The sequence below is a fragment of the Nocardioides sp. genome, assembly GCF_031422975.1.
In the GTDB taxonomy this organism is placed as follows: Bacteria; Actinomycetota; Actinomycetes; order Propionibacteriales; family Nocardioidaceae; genus Nocardioides.
In genome coordinates this window covers 1-4,213 of the sequence record NZ_JANPEO010000480.1, presented here as the reverse complement: position 1 = coordinate 4,213, position 4,213 = coordinate 1, and the positions used below count along the sequence as shown (strand labels likewise).

Sequence of the window (4,213 nt, the reverse complement as noted above, 5' to 3'; positions counted from 1 at the left end):
CCCACCAGCACCTGACCGGCGAGAGCGATGCAGGGACGCAGCGCCTGGGCGGCGATCTCGGCGACGCCGTAGGGCACCTTGCCCGAGCGACTGGAGAAGTCGAAGGCACCTTCGCCGGTGACGACGAGGTCGGCCTGGGCGGCCCGCTCCGCGAGGCGGACGTGGTGCGCGACCAGCGCGATCCCGGGTTGGCGGGTGGCGCCCAGAGCGAGCAGCGCGAAGCCGATGCCCCCGGCGGCGCCGGCGCCCTTCTCCAGGGAGGTCCGCCGATCCGTGGCCGCTGCGAACTTCTCGAGCACGCCGTCGATCTCGACGATCCGGTCCTCGTCGATGCCCTTCTGCGGGCCGAAGGTCTTGGTGGCGCCGAAGAGTCCGGTGAGCGGGTTGTCGACGTCGGTGGCAGCGACCAGCTCGATGCCGGCCAGCCGCTCCTTGGCCGGTCCCAGGTCGACGGTGGTCACGGTGTCCAGCGCGATCGCGCCGCTGTCGAGGATGCCGTCGGACGTCGCGCCCAGCGCAGCCAGCACGCCGGCGCCGCCGTCATTGGTGCCCGAGCCGCCGAGCCCCACCACGATCTTGCGGGCGCCGGACTCGATCGCGGCAAGGATCAGCTCGCCCACCCCGACGCTGTCGCCGAACTCGGCACCACCGTCCATCAGGTGGATCCCGACGGCCTGGGCGGTCTCGATGTAGGCGACGTCCTCGACGAACAAGATGGTCGCCGGCACGCGTTCGCCGTGTGGTGCCTTGACGGTGATCCCGAGCAGCTCGCCACCGAGGGCTGCGTGGAGGACGTCGACGAATCCCGGGCCGCCGTCGGCCATCGGCGCCAGGTCGAGAGCGTCGTCGGGCGAGCGTCGCGCCCAACCCTGGGCGATCGCGTCACACGCCTCGACCGCGGTCAGCGTGCCGGCGAACTTGTCAGGAGCAATCAGCACGCGCATGCGGTCATCTTGTCGCATCCGCGAGTGGGGGCATCTGCGGCCCGGACGACCGGGAATCCTCAGGGTGCCCCGCACGACGACCCAGCCGCACCAGCCAGCGTCGGCGGGCTTCGTGCGTGCGGAGCCGTCAGCCGGCCCGCGCCATCAGCAACTGGCCCACCTCGTACATCGAGGGGCGGTCGATGATCATGGTCAAGTCCGCTGTCAGGGCACTCCGCAGAAACTCGAGCAGCGCCGAGATCTCGTCCCCCCCGATCTGCGGGCGCCGTTCCTCCGAGCTCCCCCGAAGGATCCTGAAGTAGAGGGACTGGGTCTCGACTTCGGGTCCGAGTCCGAGGTCTTCGGCCATGTCCTTGCGCAGGCTCTCGTAGACACCGAGAGCCTGGACGCGGCAACCGGTCCCCATGAGTCCCTTCATCAGCTCTCGCACCGCCGGCTCGGAGACGTAGCTGCGACGCGTCGCCTCACGGGCCAGCCGTACGGCGACCTCGAAGTCTCCACGGAGGTTGGCCTGGCGGGCGGCATGCGTGCACCGGTCGGCCAGCAGCTCGGCGAACGAGTCACGTGCTTCCGTGGCCCAGGCGGCATAGGGCTCATCGGCCAGCAGCTCCCCGGACACGAGGTCCAGGGCGCGCGGGACGTCGGCGTCGTGGGCCCGCAGGAGCTCCTGCACCTGCACCGCGTCGACGCGTACCAGCTCCGGGTCGAGTACGTAGCCGTGGGAGGTGGTGGCGAGCGGACCGCGCCGGCCACCGACGAGGCCGAGCCGACGTCGAAGGACGCACACGTAGCTCTCGATGGTGGCGATGTAGCTGGCCGGTGGCCGGCCGTCCCACAGCCGCTCGGCTATCCGGTCCTTGGGCAGCGGCCGGCCCAGATCGAGTGCCAGCATCTCCAGAAGCTGACGCAACTTGGCTCCCCCGAGATCCGCCGCGGCGATGCGGCCACCCCCGCCGGAGATGACGGTTGGCCCGAACACGCTGATGTCGATCATCTTGCCCCCTCCACCCCGAGATCGTGTCTCGGCGCGTGGGGAGCCCGGTAGCCCCCCCTGCGGGGGCCCGACCCCCCATTCGGAGTGACCCGCTCGGAATCTGCGCCCCGCCCGGGCCGGGACAACGCCGTCTCCAAGGATTTCCCAAGGTGGCAAGGCACACGTTGGACCACCTTTACGTGCGTCGAGCCACGGCACCACTACCGAGATGGGCATGTCATGAGTCCAATCAAGCAGACTTTCAAGAGCACCCCGAGGCGCCAGCGCCTTGGCCGCAAGGCCTACGCGGTCGCGACCCTCATCCTGATCGTCGCCATGATCTCGCCGCTGGCACAGGCGCCCGCGAACGCGGCCGGCACGGTCGGCCAGGGATTCACGGTCACCGCGTCCGATCTGTCCTTCATCCTCAAGCAGATCAAGATCGCCGAGGCCCACGTCGCCAACACGACGCCCGCGACGGGCCCGTGTGGCGCGCTGGTCGGCACCGGGCCGAACCAGCTCTCCAGTCCGCTGCTCTCGCTCGGGCTGCGTACCGTCGACGGCTCGTGCAACAACCTGGTGCCCGGCAAGGAGAAGATCGGCGCCGCCGACGAGTTGTTCCCGCGGCTGACAACCGCCACGTTCAAGGACGCGGGAGCCGTGCCCCCGGGCTTCGGCCCTCCCGGATCGACGTCGTACAGCCAGACCTCGGGCAACGTCTTCGACACCGAGCCTCGCATCATCAGCAACCTGGTCGTGGACCAGACCTCCACCAACCCCGCGGCCATCGCCGCGGCCGGCTTCCCGGTCCGGACGCAGGGCAACCCCGGCATCCAGCCATGCACGACCGACCCGGACCCGCTGGCTAACCCGCCGATCGCGGCCGTCCCAGTCGGCTGCACCCCGTCGTACCAGACGCTGTTCATCCCCAACGTCACCACGGACGTCGGCCTCTCCCCGCCGTACAACTCCCTCTTCACGCTGTTTGGCCAGTTCTTCGACCACGGCATCGACCAGACGGTCAAGGGCGGCAGCGGCACGGTCTTCGTCCCCCTGAAGGACGACGACCCGCTCGTCGCGGGCAAGGACCACGTCTTCGGCAACGCTGACGACCTGGACCCGAACCTCCGGTTCATGGTGCTGACCCGTGGCACCAACCAGCCGGGTCCGGACGGCGTCCTTGGGACCACCGACGACATCCGGGACGTGAAGAACACCGACTCGCCCTGGGTCGACCAGAGCCAGACGTACACCTCCCACGCCTCGCACCAGGCCTTCCTGCGGGAGTACTCGCTGAACGGCGCCAACCAGCCGGTCTCCACCGGCAAGCTGCTCGGCCAGTTCTCACTGGCGCCCGACACCACGGACACGGGCATGGCGACCTGGGCGTCGACCAAGGAGCAGGCCGCGACCATGCTCGGGCTCCAATTGGTCGACAAGGACGTGCTGAACGTCCCGATGCTCGCCGTCGACCCTTACGGCAACTTCATTCCTGGCGACCTGCGCGGAATGCCGCAGTACGTCACCAAGGGCCCGGACGGCAAACTCGGTGGTGGTGATGACGTCCTCGTCGAGGGCGATCGCGCCAACCCGGTTCCGGTTCCGAGCGACGTGGCCTACTTCGACACGCCGTTCCTCACCGACATCGCCCACAATGCGGACCCGGGCAAGGTGGGTCCTTGCACGACGGACATCGGTGTGACGCCTCGAGTGCCGACGGGCTGCTTGAGTCCCGATGCGGACACCACAGCCTCGGCCGACTTCGCCAGCCAGCCGGCTGGGACCTACGACGACGAGATGCTCAACGCGCACTTCATCGCCGGTGACGGCCGGGTCAACGAGAACATCGGCCTGACCACGATCCACCAGGTCTTCCACTCCGAGCACGACCGACTCATCGACGACGTCCAGGCGACGTTGGACCTGCCCGAGAACGCCGCGTTGAAGGCCTCCTACCAGGCAGTCAGCGCGACCACCTTCGACTACGGTGAGCGGATCTTCCAGGTGGCGCGTTTCGTCACCGAGATGGAGTACCAGCACCTGGTCTTCGAGGAGTTCGCTCGCAAGGTCCAGCCGGCGATCAACCCCTTCGAGCCGTTCGCCTTCACCCAACCCGACCTCAACCCCGCCATCCGGGCCGAGTTCGCGCACGCCGTCTACCGCTTCGGCCACTCGATGCTCACCGAGACGATCTCTCGGACGAACGCGGACGGCTCGAGCAATGACATCTCGTTGCTGAAGGGGTTCCTGAACCCACCGTCGTACACCAACGGTGGAACAGCAGGCACGCTGAACG

The 4,213-nt window shown here is 68.7% G+C and carries 3 protein-coding genes; 1 reads left to right on the top strand and 2 read right to left on the bottom strand.

The genetic code is table 11. The features are described 5' to 3' along the window. Both RMO85_RS14340 and RMO85_RS14335 read right to left on the bottom strand, forming a co-directional pair. Positions 1-944: glycerate kinase (locus RMO85_RS14340; RefSeq protein ID WP_310529403.1), on the bottom strand; the 944-nt coding region annotated here is incomplete at its 3' end. A gap of 127 nt (positions 945-1,071) precedes the next feature. Beyond that, on the bottom strand, positions 1,072-1,938 hold the full coding sequence (locus tag RMO85_RS14335; RefSeq protein WP_310529402.1) for a BTAD domain-containing putative transcriptional regulator: 867 nt from the start codon (positions 1,936-1,938) through the stop codon (positions 1,072-1,074). Between the two features lie 219 nt (positions 1,939-2,157). Here RMO85_RS14335 and RMO85_RS14330 point away from each other — a divergent pair. Continuing rightward, a partial coding sequence (locus RMO85_RS14330; RefSeq protein ID WP_310529401.1) for a peroxidase family protein occupies positions 2,158-4,213 on the top strand: 2,056 nt, incomplete at its 3' end.

Excerpts from the sequence above, each read along its gene's own strand:
- RMO85_RS14335 (WP_310529402.1), bottom strand. The coding sequence starts at position 1,938 with ATGATCGACATCAGCGTGTTCGGGCCAACCGTCATCTCCGGCGGGGGT.